Annotated in this window: 16 protein-coding genes and 1 other RNA gene; 12 read left to right on the top strand and 5 right to left on the bottom strand. The window is 42.5% G+C overall.

Features of this window, described 5'->3' with window-relative positions:
* The first annotated feature begins 6 nt into the window (after window positions 1-6).
* The 3 genes from aspS to ASG46_RS19605 all read left to right on the top strand — a co-directional run bounded on the left by aspS (window position 7) and on the right by ASG46_RS19605 (window position 2900).
* Complete coding sequence (gene aspS / locus ASG46_RS19610) at window positions 7-1785, top strand: aspartate--tRNA ligase (RefSeq protein WP_026050119.1); 1779 nt, start codon at window positions 7-9, stop codon at window positions 1783-1785.
* Between the two features lie 77 nt (window positions 1786-1862).
* Window positions 1863-2043, top strand: a non-coding RNA gene (gene ssrS / locus ASG46_RS20845) — 6S RNA.
* A gap of 92 nt (window positions 2044-2135) precedes the next feature.
* Window positions 2136-2900: a tRNA threonylcarbamoyladenosine dehydratase gene (locus ASG46_RS19605; protein WP_008342718.1), complete on the top strand. Its 765-nt coding sequence runs from the start codon at window positions 2136-2138 to the stop codon at window positions 2898-2900.
* Window positions 2901-2932: 32 nt separating this feature from the next.
* Here ASG46_RS19605 and ASG46_RS19600 read toward each other — a convergent pair whose 3' ends face one another.
* Window positions 2933-4198: a replication-associated recombination protein A gene (locus ASG46_RS19600; protein WP_056705823.1), complete on the bottom strand. Its 1266-nt coding sequence runs from the start codon at window positions 4196-4198 to the stop codon at window positions 2933-2935.
* A gap of 207 nt (window positions 4199-4405) precedes the next feature.
* Between ASG46_RS19600 and cymR the strand changes: the two genes are divergently transcribed.
* From cymR to ASG46_RS20840, 8 genes are all read left to right on the top strand, one after another.
* Window positions 4406-4825 carry a cysteine metabolism transcriptional regulator CymR gene (cymR, locus tag ASG46_RS19595; protein WP_008342713.1) on the top strand — a complete coding sequence of 140 codons (420 nt, stop codon included), beginning with the start codon at window positions 4406-4408 and terminating at the stop codon, window positions 4823-4825.
* An 18-nt stretch (window positions 4826-4843) separates the two neighbouring features.
* A complete protein-coding gene (locus tag ASG46_RS19590) occupies window positions 4844-5986 on the top strand; it encodes a cysteine desulfurase family protein (protein WP_025207703.1) in 1143 nt (380 codons plus the stop codon).
* 94 nt (window positions 5987-6080) lie between these two features.
* Window positions 6081-7199 (top strand): tRNA 2-thiouridine(34) synthase MnmA, encoded by a 1119-nt coding sequence (mnmA, locus tag ASG46_RS19585; RefSeq protein ID WP_017358109.1) that lies wholly within the window; start codon window positions 6081-6083, stop codon window positions 7197-7199.
* Between the two features lie 61 nt (window positions 7200-7260).
* The gene (locus ASG46_RS19580; protein WP_017358108.1) at window positions 7261-7914 is read left to right on the top strand and encodes a tetratricopeptide repeat protein; all 654 of its coding nucleotides are present in this window, start codon (window positions 7261-7263) and stop codon (window positions 7912-7914) included.
* 19 nt (window positions 7915-7933) lie between these two features.
* The gene (gene recD2, locus ASG46_RS19575; protein ID WP_017358107.1) at window positions 7934-10318 is read left to right on the top strand and encodes an SF1B family DNA helicase RecD2; all 2385 of its coding nucleotides are present in this window, start codon (window positions 7934-7936) and stop codon (window positions 10316-10318) included.
* A gap of 90 nt (window positions 10319-10408) precedes the next feature.
* On the top strand, window positions 10409-10867 hold the full coding sequence (locus ASG46_RS19570) for a PRC-barrel domain-containing protein (protein WP_008342703.1): 459 nt from the start codon (window positions 10409-10411) through the stop codon (window positions 10865-10867).
* Between the two features lie 13 nt (window positions 10868-10880).
* The gene (locus ASG46_RS19565) at window positions 10881-11072 is read left to right on the top strand and encodes a hypothetical protein (protein WP_003216308.1); all 192 of its coding nucleotides are present in this window, start codon (window positions 10881-10883) and stop codon (window positions 11070-11072) included.
* Window positions 11073-11092: 20 nt separating this feature from the next.
* On the top strand, window positions 11093-11224 hold the full coding sequence (locus tag ASG46_RS20840) for a YrzQ family protein (RefSeq protein WP_008342695.1): 132 nt from the start codon (window positions 11093-11095) through the stop codon (window positions 11222-11224).
* Between the two features lie 38 nt (window positions 11225-11262).
* Here the strand turns inward: ASG46_RS20840 and ASG46_RS19560 are convergent, their stop codons facing one another.
* The 4 genes from ASG46_RS19560 to ASG46_RS19545 all read right to left on the bottom strand — a co-directional run bounded on the left by ASG46_RS19560 (window position 11263) and on the right by ASG46_RS19545 (window position 14215).
* Complete coding sequence (locus ASG46_RS19560) at window positions 11263-11913, bottom strand: amino acid ABC transporter permease (protein ID WP_008342693.1); 651 nt, start codon at window positions 11911-11913, stop codon at window positions 11263-11265.
* 15 nt (window positions 11914-11928) lie between these two features.
* Entirely contained in the window at window positions 11929-12582 is a 654-nt protein-coding gene (locus ASG46_RS19555) for an amino acid ABC transporter permease (protein ID WP_007501460.1), read from the bottom strand.
* Window positions 12583-12662: 80 nt separating this feature from the next.
* Window positions 12663-13472 (bottom strand): transporter substrate-binding domain-containing protein, encoded by an 810-nt coding sequence (locus tag ASG46_RS19550; RefSeq protein ID WP_008342689.1) that lies wholly within the window; start codon window positions 13470-13472, stop codon window positions 12663-12665.
* Between the two features lie 14 nt (window positions 13473-13486).
* A complete protein-coding gene (locus ASG46_RS19545) occupies window positions 13487-14215 on the bottom strand; it encodes an amino acid ABC transporter ATP-binding protein (RefSeq protein ID WP_007501456.1) in 729 nt (242 codons plus the stop codon).
* 225 nt (window positions 14216-14440) lie between these two features.
* On the opposite strand from ASG46_RS19545, the gene ASG46_RS19540 reads away from it, so the two are divergent.
* Window positions 14441-15505: an AI-2E family transporter gene (locus ASG46_RS19540; RefSeq protein WP_048003312.1), complete on the top strand. Its 1065-nt coding sequence runs from the start codon at window positions 14441-14443 to the stop codon at window positions 15503-15505.
* The last annotated feature ends 24 nt before the right edge of the window (window positions 15506-15529 follow it).

The following is a 15529-nucleotide window of genomic DNA, read 5'->3' as shown; positions in this document are numbered from 1 at the left end:
ATGTTTGTGTTTGGTAGAACTTTTTATTGTGGAGAAGTAACAGAAGACCAAATCGGTCAAACCGTTGTATTAAAAGGATGGGTACAAAAACGTCGTGACCTTGGCGGATTAATCTTTATTGACCTGCGTGATCGTACAGGCATTGTGCAAGTTGTCTTTCATCCAGACCAATCAAAAGAGGCTCTTGAGACAGCAGAATCGATTCGGAATGAATATGTCCTTGATATTAAAGGGACAGTGGTCGCAAGAGAAGAAGCCACGATCAACCCAAATTTAAAAACAGGCAAAATTGAAATTCAAGTTGACACAGTCACTGTTTTAAATGAAGCCAAGACGCCTCCATTTGTAATTTCTGATCAAGCAGATGAGGTATCAGAAGATGTGCGCTTAAAATACCGCTACCTAGATCTTCGCCGTCCTGCGATGTTTGAAACGATGAAAATGCGACATGAAGTCACAAAAGCATTCCGCCATTTCTTAGATGATCACGGCTTTCTAGACATTGAAACGCCAATTTTAACAAAAAGTACGCCAGAAGGTGCGCGTGACTATCTTGTGCCAAGCCGTGTACACGAAGGAGAATTCTATGCGCTGCCGCAGTCTCCGCAATTATTTAAGCAATTGCTCATGGTGTCTGGGATGGACCGCTACTATCAAATCGCTCGTTGCTTTAGAGATGAAGACTTGCGTGCTGACCGTCAGCCGGAATTTACACAAGTCGATATTGAAATGTCCTTTATGAGCCAAGAAGACATCATGACGCTTGCTGAAGAGATGATGGCAAAGGTGATGAAAGATGTCAAAGGTGTTGACCTGACATTGCCATTACCTCGTATGACGTACGATGAAGCGATGAATTCCTATGGTTCTGACAAGCCAGATACCCGATTTGACATGAAGCTTGTCAACATTTCAGACACGGTAAAAGACTCAGATTTCAAAGTCTTCAGCGGTGCTGTAAACAATGGCGGAGCTGTCAAAGCCATTAATGTCAAAGGGGCTGCAGCAAACTACTCAAGAAAAGACATCGATGCACTTGGTGCATTTGCAGCGAACTATGGTGCAAAAGGTCTTGCTTGGCTAAAAGCTGAAGGGACAGAGTTAAAAGGACCAATCGCTAAATTCTTTGATGAGTCAAAACAAGCAGAATTAAAAGAACAGCTTCAAGTTGAAGAAGGCGACCTTTTACTCTTTGTTGCAGATAAGACGTCTGTTGTCCATGATGCGCTTGGCGCACTTCGCTTAAAACTTGGCAAAGAGCTTAAACTCATCGATGAATCTGTCTTCAATTTCTTATGGGTTGTCGATTGGCCGCTGCTTGAAAAGGATGAAGAAGAAGGCCGCTTCTATGCTGCCCATCATCCTTTCACAATGCCAGTTCGGGATGATCTTGAATTAATTGAAACAAGTCCAGAAGATATGAAAGCTCAAGCGTATGATCTTGTGCTGAACGGCTATGAGCTTGGCGGAGGTTCTATTCGTATTTTTGAAAAGGACATTCAAGAGAAAATGTTTGGTTTACTTGGCTTTTCTAAAGAAGAAGCGTACGATCAGTTCGGCTTCCTTCTTGATGCATTTGAGCATGGTGTGCCTCCGCACGGCGGAATTGCGCTTGGACTTGACCGCTTAGTGATGCTGCTTGCCGGCCGATCTAACCTAAGAGATACCATTGCGTTTCCGAAAACGGCAAGTGCAAGCTGTGTTCTCACAGATGCTCCTGGCACTGTAAGCGCAGCGCAGCTAGATGAACTGAGTTTGGCTATTAAAACAAAAGTAAAACAGTAAAATAGGCGCATGTTTATAGGCATGTAAACGCTTGAAAAAGGGACATGCCTATGATATGCTTTCATCAACCAATAAATAAAGTCCTGATACGTACGGTGGTTACCTAGTTTTGACCGAACATTTTTTTCTACGGGAGCTTGCCTTTCCTTTCTGCATAAATGCCTCTTCTGAGGACTTATAAAGTGAGGAAGAAAGCACCCACCTGCATGGTGCGGGGTTCAAAACGAAGGAGAAGCTGGCGGCGTGATCGGGACTTTTTTGTGTTTTTTTCTATTTGAGAAGGATGACGGAGAACGCTGAATATGATATGATTCTTTCGATTCATTTTAAATAAAGGTGGAGTGAGGCACTTGTTACATCAGTTTTCAAGAAACGAGCTTGCCATTGGCAAGGAAGGCTTAAATATATTAAAAAACAGTACAGTTGCAGTGCTTGGAGTAGGCGGCGTAGGTTCTTTTGCAGTAGAAGCCCTTGCTCGTTCAGGTGTTGGCCGTATTGTTCTTGTTGATAAAGATGATATTGATATTACAAATGTAAATAGGCAGCTGCCAGCTTTGCTATCAACGGTTGGTCAGCCTAAAGTTGACTTAATGCAGGCAAGAATTGCTGACATTAACCCAGAATGTGAAGTTGTTGCGCTCAAAATGTTCTATACAGAAGAAACATATGAACAATTCTTTGAGTATCCACTTGATTATGTCATTGATGCATCAGATACAATTCATTATAAAATTCATTTAATGAAAGAGTGCCTGAAACGCGATGTGAACATTATTTCGAGTATGGGTGCTGCAAATAAAACAGATCCGACACGTTTTAAAATTGATGACATCTCGAAAACACATACAGACCCAATTGCGAAAGTCGTTAGAACACGCCTGCGGAAGGAAGGCATTCGTAAGGGAATTGAAGTTATTTTCTCTGATGAAAGTCCGATTGTCATTCGTGAAGATGTGAGAAAAGAAGTTGGAAATGATGAAGCGAAAATTCGTAAGGCACAAATGCCGCCATCATCCAATGCGTTTGTTCCATCTGTGGCTGGCCTGATCATGGGTGGTCATGTCATTATGAAACTGTTAAAAGACATTCCGATTACACGTGTGAAAGATAAATAAACAGCCCGCCTGCTTAGAGCAGGGGGCTGTTTTTATTTTTGCCTTCTTAAATTTTCATACACTTGCTTTAGCGCACCTTCAAATTTTCCAGTTTGCTTTGGTTCATAATATTGCTTGTTTTTCAGCGGGTCAGGTAAATATTGCTGCTTCACCCAGCCATTTTCATAATCGTGCGGATATAAGTAATCGGCGCCCCTTCCAAGTGCAGCTGCCCCTTTATAATGGGCATCTTTTAAATGAACGGGAACTTCACCCATTTTCCCCGTGCGAATATCATGCAGTGCCGCATCAATCGCTTGGTAAGCGGAGTTTGACTTTGGAGAAAGACACAGTTCAATCACGGCATTAGCGAGTGGAATTCGTGCTTCTGGGAAACCAACTCTCTCAGCTGTTTGAACAGCGCTTAACACACGTGGCCCTGCCTGCGGGCTGGCTAAGCCAATATCTTCATAAGCCATCACAAGTAATCGTCTCGAAATGCTTTCAAGGTCTCCCGCTTCAATGAGTCTTGCAAGGTAATGAAGTGCCGCATCTGCGTCAGACCCTCTAATGGATTTTTGAAAAGCCGAGAGGACATCATAATGGGCATCACCGTTTTTATCATGCGAGAAGCTCTTTTTTTGTAAACATTCTTCTGCTGCAGCTAGAGTGATCGTGATCTGTCCAGATTCATCCGATTTTGTCGATAAAACGGCTAGTTCAAGCGCATTTAAAGCGGAACGCACATCTCCTCCGCATCCATTTGCAAAATGATTCATTGCCTCCTCATCAACTTTGACCGAATAACCGCCAAGCCCGCGATGTTCATCCTGTAAAGCCCGAGATAATGCAGCTTTGATTTGTTCTGTTTCCAGCGGCTTCAGCTCAAATATTTGTGTCCGGCTGCGGATGGCTGGGTTGATCGCATGATACGGATTAGCTGTTGTCGCGCCAATTAAAATAATCATGCCATTTTCTAAATACGGAAGAAGGAAATCCTGCTTCCCTTTATCGAGTCTGTGGACTTCGTCTAAAATCAAGATGACTTGACCACTCATTTTCGCTTCAGCGGCGACAGCTTCCATATCTTTTTTGTTATGAATCACCGCATTCAATGTACGGAAGGCAATGCTTGTACTGCCAGCGATTGCAGTTGCAATGGATGTTTTGCCGATTCCCGGCGGTCCGTATAAAATCATCGAGGACAAATGTTTTGCCTCGACCATTCGTCTAATAATTTGACCTTCTCCAACGAGATGCTCCTGCCCAATAATGTCTCCAATATGACTTGGGCGCATCCGATACGCTAAAGGTTTCATGATTATCTCTCCTAAAGCAATGTCTTGTTTGTATAGAGTACCGAAATTTCTTCAAATAGAAAAGGGATGCGTCCTCGTTTTGAGCTCAGAACCCGCAAATGAAAGTTGGCTAAAAGTATGATATAATTGCTTTTGGTCTATATAAGCGTATATGAAATCAGAAAAATAATTGATGACATAGAAATAGAAAACGCAGAGGTGTTTAACTTGAAAATTTCTACTAAAGGCAGATATGGTCTGACGATCATGATCGAATTAGCCAAAAAACATGGCGAAGGCCCTACATCATTAAAATCAATCGCTCAAAACAATGATTTGTCTGAGCATTATTTAGAGCAGCTTGTATCACCACTTCGCAATGCACGTCTTGTGAAAAGTATCCGCGGAGCGTATGGCGGCTATGTGCTTGCCCATGAGCCAAACGAGATTACAGCCGGTGATATTATTCGTGTATTAGAAGGACCTATTAGTCCTGTTGAAGTGATCGAAAACGAAGAGCCAGCAAAGCGTGCACTTTGGATTCGTATTCGTGATGCAGTAAAAGACGTACTAGACAATACAACTCTTGAAGACTTGGCAAGTTATAAAGATGACGAGGATCAAGAGGCGTATATGTTCTATATTTAGATCAGAGGTGTACCGGAAATGGAACGTATCTATTTAGATCATGCAGCCACAACGCCGATGGATCAGCGAATTGTGGACAAGATGATGCCTTACTTTACAGAGATATTTGGCAATCCCTCTAGTATTCATTCATATGGGCGCGAGGCAAGAAAGTGGCTCGATGAAGCAAGGGAAGTCATTGCAGGAGAATTACACTGTAAGCAGCAGGAGATCATCCTCACAAGCGGGGGAACAGAGGCAGACAACTTGGCCATTACAGGTGTTGCAATGGCAAGGCAGCATGAAGGAAAACATATCATCACAACAAAAACTGAGCATCATGCAGTGCTGCATACATGCGAACGCTTAGAGAAGCTTGGTTTTGATGTGACGTATTTAGATGTGGATCACACTGGATTGATTCATCTTGATCAATTAAAACAAGCACTAAGAGACGATACAATTCTTGTGACCATCATGTATGGCAATAATGAAACGGGTGTGATCCAGCCAATCAAAGAAATTGGTCAACTTTTGCATGATCACGCTGCTCATTTTCATACAGACGCTGTACAGGCATTTGGAACAGTGTCAATTGATGTACAAGATCTTCATATTGATCTCTTATCTGCTTCTGGCCATAAACTAAATGGTCCGATGGGAACAGGCTTTTTATACGTCAACGAACGTGTGAAGCTCTCTCCGCAGCTATTCGGAGGAGAACAAGAAAGAAAACGCCGTGCTGGTACTGAAAATGTGGCGGGAATCATTGGACTTGCAGAAGCAGTTCAATTAACAAAGCAAAATAGAAGAGAAAAAGCAGTGCATTATGGTAAGCTCAAAGAAGCGATGCTGCAAGTATTCGAAGAGGAATCACTCAATTTCTCTATCAATGGACATCCGAAAGAGACATTGCCGCATATTTTAAATGTCCACTTCCCGGGCGTTTCTATTGAATCGTTACTTGTGAACTTAGATATGGAAGGGATTGCTGTTTCAAGCGGGTCAGCATGTACGGCTGGATCTGTCCTTCCTTCGCACGTATTAAGCGCCATGTATGGTGAAGAAGCAAAAGAGCTGACATCCTCAGTCAGAATTAGCTTCGGTCTTGGAAATGAAGAGGAACATGTGAAGCAGGCGGCGCATAAGATAGCGGCTGTCGTGAAACGCCTAGCCAAATAAATGCTCCCTTTTGTTCGTGTGTGAAAAATGAAACAGCTAGGCACCTGAAGAACGAAACGCGCACGTTGTTTCATTGAAATTGGAGTTGATGAAGATGACAAAAAGACCTGAAGACACAAGAGTTGTGGTCGGTATGTCCGGAGGCGTCGATTCATCAGTTGCTGCGCTCATGCTAAAGGAGCAAGGCTATGATGTGATCGGCATATTTATGAAAAACTGGGATGACACAGATGAAAATGGTGTATGTACAGCAACGGAGGACTATGAGGATGTCATTCGTGTTTGTAACCAGATTGGAATCCCATATTATGCAGTGAATTTCGAGAAACAGTATTGGGACAAAGTGTTTCAATATTTTCTTGATGAATATAAAGCAGGCAGAACGCCGAACCCAGATGTCATGTGTAATAAAGAAATTAAGTTCAAAGCATTTCTTGAGCATGCATTGTCGCTTGGAGCGGATTATTTGGCAACAGGCCACTATGCCCGTGTCGACAGAACCGGCGATGAAGTCAAAATGCTAAGAGGTCTTGATATAAACAAAGACCAAACTTATTTCTTGAATCAACTGACTCAAGAACAACTTGATAAAGTGTTGTTCCCAATCGGCGATTTAGAGAAAAAAAGAGTGCGTGAATTAGCGAAAGAAGCAGAGCTCGCAACAGCAACGAAAAAAGATTCTACGGGCATCTGCTTTATTGGGGAAAGAAACTTTAAAACGTTCCTTAGCCAATATTTGCCTGCACAGCCCGGTGTGATGCAGACAATGGACGGAGAAGTAAAAGGTGAACATGATGGACTGATGTATTACACGATCGGTCAACGCCAAGGACTTGGCATTGGCGGAAGCGGTGATCCGTGGTTCGTTGTTGGGAAGGACTTAGAGAAAAATATCTTATTTGTTGAACAAGGCTTCCACAATCCGCTTTTATACTCTGAAAGTATTTCAGCTGTTAACATCAGCTGGACTCGTCCTCATATTGTCGGCGAAAACGGTGAACTCACATGCACAGCAAAATTCCGATACCGTCAAGAAGACCATCATGTAAAAGTCAAAATGACAGGTGAGCAGGAAGCAATGGTGATCTTTGATGAACCCGTTCGTGCTGTCACTCCAGGACAAGCTGTTGTTTTTTATGATGGCGAAGAATGTCTTGGCGGCGGGACCATTGACGATGTCTTTAAAGATGGCCAAAAGCTGTCGTATGTGTAACATGTGTTAAAAACCTCAACGTCGCTGTTGAGGTTTTTTAATGAAAGGATGAAGAGAGCGAATGAATCATAACGAAATCGGTATTGAAGCTTTAAATCAAGGGAACATCGAACAGGCAGCTGAAGCTTTTACGAAAGCCATTGAAGAAAGCCCAAAGGACCCGGTTCCATATATTAACTTTGCGAATTTACTTTCAAGTGTTCATGAATTTGAACGTTCATTGAACTTCTTTCAAAAAGCCATTGAACTTGATCATACAGCAGCTGCAGCTTATTATGGGGCAGGAAATGTCTACACGATGAAAGAAGACTTTATGAAAGCGAAAGACTATTTTGAGCAAGCGCTACAAGCTGGAATGGAAAACAGTGATTTGTTTTATATGTTAGGGCAGACACTGATGAAATTAGAGCAGCCGAAGCTTGCGATGCCTTATCTTCAGCGTGCAGTTGAGCTAAACGAAGAAGATAACGAAGCAAGATTTCAATTTGGCATGTGCTTAGCGAATGAACATCTGCTGGAGGAAGCGGTCGCAGTCTTTACTGAAGTGATTACGCGAGATCCGCAGCATGCAGACGCCTTTTATAATGCAGGCGTTGCGTATGCGTATTTAGAGAAAAAGGACGAAGCGCTTGAAATGCTAGGAAAAGCCATTGACGTGCAGCCTGATCATATGCTTGCATTGCATGCGCAAAAGCTAATTCAAGAGGCAGAATAACCGGAAGGAGGGAAGACCTGTGCAGGAACATCCAGATCAAATGAAGCTTGAAGACGAACCGTTTTTAAAAGGGACGGTTCAAGCCGTTATTTTCCATAATGAAAGTAATTTATACTCGGTGTTAAAAGTAAAAGTGATTGAAACATCAGAGAATTTAGAGGAAAAAACAGCATCTGTCACAGGCTACTTCCCAGCGCTTCATGAGGAGGAAACCTACACCTTCTATGGCAAGGTCACAAGTCATCCGAAGTTTGGCGAGCAGTTTCAAGCCACTCATTTTCAAAAGGAAGTCCCTACAACAAAACAAGGCATTATTCATTATCTCTCTAGTGACTTGTTTGAAGGGATTGGGAAAAAGACGGCGGAAGAAATCGTCGGCAAGTTAGGCAATCAGACGCTTCATCAAATTATGCGTGATCCGTCTGTGTTGTATGACGTCCCTCGCCTGTCAAAAAAGAAGGCAGATAAGCTGGCTGCCGCACTTCAGGAGCATCAAGGGCTTGAGCAAATCATGATCAGCCTGAATCAATATGGCTTTGGTCCTCAGCTTAGTATGAAGATTTACCAAGCGTACGAGAGTGAAACGTTGCAGAAAATTGAAGAAAATCCTTATCAGCTCGTCAAAGACGTCGAGGGGATTGGATTTATTAAAGCAGATGAACTCGGCGCTAGAACAGGGATATCTGGAAATGATCCAGAACGCATTCGTGCAGCCCTTTTGTATACCGTTGAGACAGCAAGCCTGCAAGACGGTCATACGTACATACAAACGAAAGATCTGATCATCGAAACCCGTAAATTGCTGAATCAAACAGGCAATGACTACAAAGTGACTGAAATGGACGTTGCCAATCAGATCATTGCACTTGGTGAAGGGAAAGACATGATCATTGAAGATGATCGCTGTTATCATCCGTCGCTCTTTTATGCGGAGCAAAGTGTGGCAAAACGTATTCAAAAAATTGTCTCTCAAACAGAATATGCAGATCAATTTCCTGAATCAGAATTTCTGCTTGCACTCGGTGAACTGGAGGAACGGCTTGGTGTCCAGTATGCACCAACCCAAAAAGAAGCCATTCAAAAGGCACTCATGTCTCCAATGCTGCTTTTAACAGGCGGACCGGGTACAGGGAAAACGACGGTCATTAAAGGGATTGTCGAGCTTTACAGCGATCTTCACGGCGTTTCTCTTGACCCGGGTGATTATAAAAAAGATGAAGCATTTCCGTTCGTGCTTGCCGCACCAACTGGACGTGCTGCGAAACGAATGACAGAATCCACTGGACTTCCTGCTGTGACCATTCACCGGCTGCTAGGCTGGAATGGATCAGAAGGCTTCTCACATGATGAAGACCAGCCGATTGAAGGAAAGCTTGTCATCATTGATGAATCGAGTATGCTGGATATTTGGCTGGCGAACCATTTGTTTAAGGCGATCCCAGATCATATTCAAGTCATTATGGTTGGAGACGAACATCAACTTCCATCTGTCGGGCCTGGTCAAGTGTTAAGAGACCTGCTTGCGTCACAAGCTATACCGGCAGTTACACTAACTGATATTTACCGGCAGGCAGACGGTTCAACAATTGTTGAGCTTGCGCATGATATGAAAAATGGTGTTTTGCCAAAGGATATTACTGCACGCTCGAAGGATCGATCCTTTATTCAATGCTCTAGTGACCAAATGAAAGAAGTCATCGAGAAAGTGGTCAGCAATGCTGCTCAAAAGGGGTATTCAGCAAAGGACATTCAAGTACTTGCCCCGATGTATAAAGGAAAAGCAGGCATTAATGAACTGAATAAAATGCTTCAGCAAATTTTGAATCCTAAAAAGCCAAAAGGAAGAGAAATTCCTTTTGGTGATGTCGTCTACCGGACAGGTGATAAGGTACTTCAGCTTGTCAATCAGCCCGAGAATAACATTTTTAATGGAGATATTGGCGAAATTGTCTCGATCTTTTATGCGAAAGAAAACACAGAAAAAGAAGATATGGCGGTCATCTCCTTTGATGGAAATGAAATCACGTTTACGAAAAAAGATTTTCATCAATTTACACACGCTTATTGTTGCTCGATTCATAAATCCCAGGGCAGTGAATTCCCAATCGTGGTGCTGCCAGTCGTGAGAAGTTATTATCGAATGCTTCGAAGAAATTTGCTTTACACGGCCATTACACGAAGTAAAAAGTTTTTAATTTTGTGCGGCGAGGAATCAGCATTAGAGTGGGGCGTGAAAAATAATGAAGACTCCCTCAGACAAACGTCTTTAACCATGCGTCTTACTGAAACGGAAGAAATCATGGACGCTGAGCTAGCAGCCCTCCAAAAAGAACTTCCTTTCAGCGTACACGATGCCAATATTGGCATGGAGGGAATCACTCCGTTTGATTTTATGCAAGAGTAAATGGCTTCCTTCATGGAAGCCATTTCTTCGTATGAGTCATAGAGGAAACGCACACGATAAGACTGTTCCGAAAAGGTGGTTGATCACATTTTGAGAACATGTCGAGAGCTTGAAGGACTGACGATCTATACAGACGAGCTGTCTTATTCACTTGGGGCGATCAAAGATATTTGCTTTTTAGCCGGCGGCAGCTGCGGGGGATATGTTTTAGATGGGAAAAAGAAAGACTGTGCTTTCATTCCATTCTCAGCTGGCGACAAACTGACAGACAAAGGTCTATATGTGAGCTGCCAGAAGGGCATCGAGATAGATACCACCGCCCCATCCTTTTTCTTTTCGAAATTAAAAAAGAAAATGATCCGTACGCCAGATGGTGAAACATTAGGTGTTTTGGAAGATGTATACTTTTGCATGAATTCGGGCACAATCGTAGCATATGAACTCTCGGACGGCTTCTTTACAGAGCTATCAGGTATTCGAAAGCAGCTGCATGCTGCCGGAACCTTGATGGATGTTCAAAAGGAAGCACTTGTTCTAAACCGAACGTAAAGAGGTGCTGAATATGCTCATTTGCCCAAATTGCAAATGTAAAGACATCGGAAAAATTGGGGTCAATCAATATTATTGCTGGGGCTGTTTTATTGAATTGACACTGTCAAAAGGCAAAATATCTACTCACCAAGTGGAGGAAGACGGTACACTAAGCAGTTTAGACGACCTGTTTAGTGACGATGAACGTTCAATTCAACTATAAGTGTTAAGGGGGAATTTCGAATGGGCAAAATGACTTCTTCACTATTAACGCTTGGTGCAGGTGCACTCGCATATCACTTTGCAAGTCGATATGATATGCCATCTAAGCGGGATATGAAAAAGATGAGAAAACGAGTTATGCGAATGCTTTAAACAAAAAGGGACATCCACCATGAGCGGATGTCCTTTTTTTATGCCTGCCTGTACTCTAATCTCCGTGCAAGTATAGACAAGCTGAAGTTCACAACAAAATACATCATGGCGGCCAAGAGGAAAATAGGAAGTAAATAAGATTGGCTTTGACCATTTAAAATCTGCGCGTGATGCAATAGTTCTGGAAGGGCAATCACAACGGCAAGCGATGTATCTTTTAAAAGAGAAATAAATTGGCTGACAATCGGCGGGACCATTCGGCGTAACGCCTGTGGCATGATAATCATTTTTAACGTTTGAATATACGTTAAGCCAGAGGATCTGGCCGCTTCGATTTGTCCCTTATCAATTGATTTTAACCCACTGCGAATGATTTCTGACAGCATGGCGGATTCAAACACGGTTAAAGCCGCAATGGCAGAGGCCGTGATGCTCAGCTTAATACCAATTTCAGGCAGGGCGAAATACGTAAAAAAGATGATCAGCAAAAGCGGTAGGTTCCGAACAGTTTCAACAATGACCGCAAGCACCTTTGATAAAATAGGGATTTGTGCGAACCTCAATGTGCCAACGACTAATCCGATGATAAAGCTTAAAATGATGGAGATAAAAGCCACTTTTAAGGTGACAGCAAATCCTTCAAGTAAAAAGGCGAGATGATCGGGCTGGTAGGCACCTATAAAATCCATTGTGTTTCCTCCTTTCTAGTGGCTTCGGGCTAATCTTTTTTCTAAATACCCAACGCCTAGACTAAGCGGAATGGTCAATAGAAGATAGAACATAGCAACAAAAATGTATACATCAAATGTCACAAACGTTCTCGAAGCGATAAGGTCTCCTTGGTACATCAGATCAAACCCTGCAATGACACCTAAAATAGACGAGTTTTTCACAAGGTTGATAAATTGATTCCCAAGTGGTGGAATGACAATTTTGATGGCCTGCGGCAGAATAATATATCGCATCGTTCCGCCATATGACAGACCAGAAGCTCTAGCAGCTTCCATTTGTCCAAGCGGTACAGCTTGTATACCTGCACGAATGGCTTCAGCGATAAAAGCAGACGTATAAATGGAGAGGGCAATGGTTCCTGCTGTAAAGCCATCTGCCACAATGCCAAGTACCGGTAAACCAAAAAAGAACACAAAGGTGATCAATAATAACGGAATATTCCGAATAAATTCCACATAAGCCGTCCCTAACCAGTTGAGCGGCCTTAGTGGCGCAATTCTCATGATGGCAATGAGTGTACCGATGAAAAAGCTTCCAATCAACGCAATGACACTTGCACCAATCGTATATTTAAACCCTTCTAAATAAAGATGGAAGTTCTCAGTTAAAATGGAAAACCGCAGCAATCAGTTCACTTCCTTCCTAATCAACAGAGGAGCCGGCAAGCGGCTCTCCTGAGGGTGTTGAGGTTGATCGAGTCAATTGATTATTCTTTGATCCATTTTTTATGAATCTTGTCATACTCTCCATTGTCTTTTAATGCCTTTAACGCTTTATTAATGGCTTCTGTCAATTCTTCATCGCCTTTTTTCACAGCGATGCCATAAGGCTCATCGGTAAATGTTCCACCAACGACTTCATAATTTGAATCTTCGTCTGCCATGCCAAATAAAATTGCATTATCAGTTGTCAGAACTTGCCCTTGATTTGATTTTAAGGCTGTAAAGGCTTCTTGGTAATTTTCAAATTCTAAAACGGATGCTTCTGGTGCCTTTTCGCGAATGTTTTGAGAAGAAGTGGACCCTTTCACTGCAAGCACCTTCGTACCTTTTTTAAGATCATCAATCGATTGAATGTCGCTGCCTTTTTTCACAAGCAGTGATTGTCCTGCTTCAAAGTATACGTCTGAGAAATTGACCTCTTTTTTACGCTCTTCTGTGATCGTCATTGTGGCAACAATGGCATGAATATCTCCTTTTTGCAGTAAAGGAATTCTTGTTTTAGATGTCACTTCTTTAAATTCTGCTTTTCCTTCATCACCGAGCATTTCTTTAGTGATCGCTTTTGCGATATCGATATCAAACCCTTCAATATCCCCGCTACTAGGATTTTTTAGACCAAATAAACGAGTATCGTTTTTCACACCGAAAACGATTTTTTTGTCTTTCTTAATGGCTTCTAATGAGCTGCCTTGTTTTGCATCGGTTGAGCCTTTCTCGGCAGAGCCGCAGGCAGCGAGAGCGATCATACAGCAAGTCATCAACAGTAATAGGCCAAAGCGTTTCATTTTTTTCATCAAATTCATTCCCCCTAGTGATTTAAAATACGGCTTAAAAAGAGCTGAGCGCGTTTCTCGCGCGGTTTTTCATAAAAGGCAGCTGGTGTAGATTCTTCAAGAATTCTTCCTTCATCAATAAACACAATACGGTCTGCGACTTCACGGGCAAAACCCATCTCGTGCGTGACAACGACCATTGTCATCCCTTCCCTAGCCAGCTGTTTCATCACATCTAGCACCTCACCGATCATCTCTGGATCAAGAGCTGATGTTGGTTCATCGAAAAGCATGACCTCAGGCTTCATTGCAAGTCCCCTTGCGATTGCCACACGCTGCTGTTGTCCTCCTGAGAGTCTAGAAGGGTAGGTGTCTGCTTTTTCAGGAATGCCAACTTTATTTAAATAAAATTCAGCTGTTTCCTTTGCTTCTTCTTTGCTCACTTTTTTAACCTTCATCGGCGCAAGCATAATGTTTTCAAGCACCGTCTTATGCGGATAAAGATGGAAGTGCTGAAACACCATCCCGATATTTTGCCTGATGAGATTGATGTTGGTTTTCGGATGCTGAACAGACACTTGATTGACAAGGACTTTTCCTTCATCAATGCTTTCAAGACGATTGATACACCTGAGCATCGTGCTTTTTCCAGATCCTGAAGGACCGATGATCACAACAACCTCACCTTTTTGAATATGTAGGTTAATGTCCTTAAGTACATGGAACTGGCCGTAATGCTTGTTGACTTCTTCGAATGTGATCATGAAGAACCTCCTCTTCTAATGATTGAGCTAAAGCGGATTCTAGCATAAATGAGGCGAAAATAAGAAAATAATGGAATATTTTCTAACGAGATTTTTACAGCAAACAGTGACTTTGGATGGAGCCGTATGTTTCATGTGTATTCATTTTTAACAAAGTTAGGACAAATTTTATTTACATGGATAATTGCAGAAGTTGGTTAAACAATAAGAAGAGAGGTGAAAAAGGTGAAGAAACGTCCGATCGAGTTTCTAATATATGCTGCAGGTGTACTGCTTGTCCTTGCGTCTTTACTCATTTTGGTTCAGCTCGACGAGTTATGGATGCCTATTTTTTTATTGCTCAAAGCGATTTTGATCCCGCTTCTTATCGCTATTTTTATTTCTTATCTTCTTTATCCAATTGTTGAAAGACTACATAAGCGAGGTTTGCCAAGGACGGTCAGTCTCTTATTGATATATGTGCTGTTTTTTGGCGGCATTGGTTTGGCTGTGTATAAAGGGGCACCGGTTTTAATCGCTCAGTTAAATGAATTGTCGGAGCAAATTCCCATGCTTGCCGAAACGTATAATGGTGCTTTATCACATGTTCATCGTCATACAAGCCACTGGCCTGATGGACTGCATGAACGGCTGGATCGTTTTATTGTCCAATCTGAGACGTATGCCGCAAATGGGGCAGAGCGGATGATTCTTAGCTGTAAAGTATTGCTTGATTACGCCTTAGTTGCTGCACTTATTCCTTTTCTTGTCTTTTATATGGTGAAAGATATGAACACGATGAAGCGGGCAGCATGGTATTTAACCCCGCCAAGCTTTCGAAAAAGGGGACATGCCTTTGTGAAAGCAGTGGATGACTCACTTGGGGATTATATTAGAGGGCAATTGCTTGTCTGTTCTTTAATTGGAGGTGCTGCTGCCATTGTTCTTTGGCTGTTTCATATTCCATATCCGCTTGTACTAGGTATGTTAATCGGCGCAACGAATGTCATTCCGTATTTTGGCCCGATTATTGGAGCGATTCCAGCAGTCTTTATCGCTTTTACCATCTCAGTGAAGTCAGTGATCATTGTGCTGATTACAGTAGCCGTGCTTCAATTTTTAGAAAGCAATGTACTAAGTCCGATCATTGTCGGGAGAAGCCTGCATATGCATCCTGTCGTGATCATGCTGGTGTTACTCGCTGGAGGTGAGCTGTTTGGCTTGATTGGAATGATTTTAGCCGTGCCGTCCGCAGCCATTATGAGGGTCATCATTGTGCAATATATTCACATGAGACGAAGCGTTCATTGACAAGACGAGCCGAGTTGTCTATAA

Source organism: Bacillus sp. Leaf49 (assembly GCF_001426125.1).
GTDB lineage: Bacteria > Bacillota > Bacilli > Bacillales > Bacillaceae > Bacillus > Bacillus altitudinis.
The sequence above is the reverse complement of the archived record's forward strand: the minus strand, read 5'-3'. Positions and strand labels throughout refer to the sequence as shown.